Source organism: Endozoicomonas sp. YOMI1 (assembly GCF_024606345.1).
Lineage (GTDB): Bacteria > Pseudomonadota > Gammaproteobacteria > Pseudomonadales > Endozoicomonadaceae > Endozoicomonas.
In genome coordinates, this window is sequence record NZ_JAHHPM010000203.1 from 1 (window position 1) to 1,036 (window position 1,036).

General features: G+C 47.1%; 2 protein-coding genes and 1 pseudogene. 1 reads left to right on the plus strand and 2 read right to left on the minus strand.

All coding sequences use genetic code 11. The annotated features are described in order from the left end of the window. Positions 1-64: 64 nt before the first annotated feature. Both KDK15_RS06995 and KDK15_RS07000 read right to left on the minus strand, forming a co-directional pair. Complete coding sequence (locus KDK15_RS06995; RefSeq protein ID WP_257294649.1) at positions 65-460, minus strand: type II toxin-antitoxin system VapC family toxin; 396 nt, start codon at positions 458-460, stop codon at positions 65-67. Continuing rightward, the gene (locus KDK15_RS07000) at positions 457-699 is read right to left on the minus strand and encodes a type II toxin-antitoxin system PrlF family antitoxin (RefSeq protein WP_257294650.1); all 243 of its coding nucleotides are present in this window, start codon (positions 697-699) and stop codon (positions 457-459) included. Before KDK15_RS07000 ends, KDK15_RS06995 begins: the two co-directional genes overlap by 4 nt. A gap of 69 nt (positions 700-768) precedes the next feature. Between KDK15_RS07000 and KDK15_RS07005 the strand changes: the two are divergent. Next, positions 769-1,036, plus strand: a pseudogene (locus KDK15_RS07005) (sugar phosphate nucleotidyltransferase); the annotation flags it as partial.

The window sequence follows — 1,036 nt, forward strand, 5'->3', positions numbered from 1 at the left end:
AAGCTTTATCCACATCGGGCTAAACATATAGAACGGCAATATCCGCTGCCAAAGTAGGTTTTTGTTATTTTAATAATGTCATTCCAACGGTTCTGGCTTTCTTATCAAAAGTCAGTGTTTCATCACAGCCATATTCAGCATTGATAAGACAGATGACAGCATCACTGAAATCACCATTGCCAGACTCATATCGTTGTATGGCCTGATGGGCAATATCCGGCCGCTCCACCAATAGCTGACGGGTAGTGATCAACTGGCGGAGGATTGCAGTCAGCTCTTGCCGGGATTGTTGGTAGCAGGAATCCAGAACCCAAATCGTTTCAATCAGGGTGATCAGTGATACGAACCCGGGGTTTTCTGTTGAGAGCCGGGATTCAATCAGCTTGGTGGCAACGGCAGATTGTGATGAATCATCCTGAACGATATAACGAACCAGAATATTAGTATCAAGGCCAATCACGACTCGTTACCTCTGTTTGCAATGGCCTCATTCATTTCTTCAATGGATACATGATGGTCTGCCTTAATCATGCCTTTCAACGCTTTAACGTCATTACTGGCAACCAGCATTTCAAACCGCCCGGGTGCTACTTCAATAAACTGAATACGATCTCCGGGCCCCACACTCAGAGCATTTCGTACAGCTGCCGGAATGGTTACCTGCCCCTTGCTGGTGACAGTTGCTGTTGAGATATTCATTGCCTTACCTTTATTGTTTTGCCTTACATTTTATGAATAGTAGTTTTTTTTAAAGAGATGTTCCACCCGATGCTGAAAAAATGCCTTTTCCCCGCCGCCGGTTACGGCACCCGCTTTCTCCCAGCCACCAAAAGCATGCCCAAAGAGATGATGCCGGTGGTCTCCAAACCGCTGATTGAATACGGGGTTGAAGAAGCCCTGGAAGCAAATCTGGCTGATATCTGCATGGTGACGGGACGGGGCAAACGTGCCCTGGAAGACCACTTCGACGCCAACTACGAGTGGAACACCAGATTGCCGGTACCGATAAGGAATCGCTGCTCACCAATATACGTCA

Excerpts from the sequence above, each read along its gene's own strand:
- KDK15_RS07000 (WP_257294650.1), bottom strand. The coding sequence starts at position 699 with ATGAATATCTCAACAGCAACTGTCACCAGCAAGGGGCAGGTAACCATT.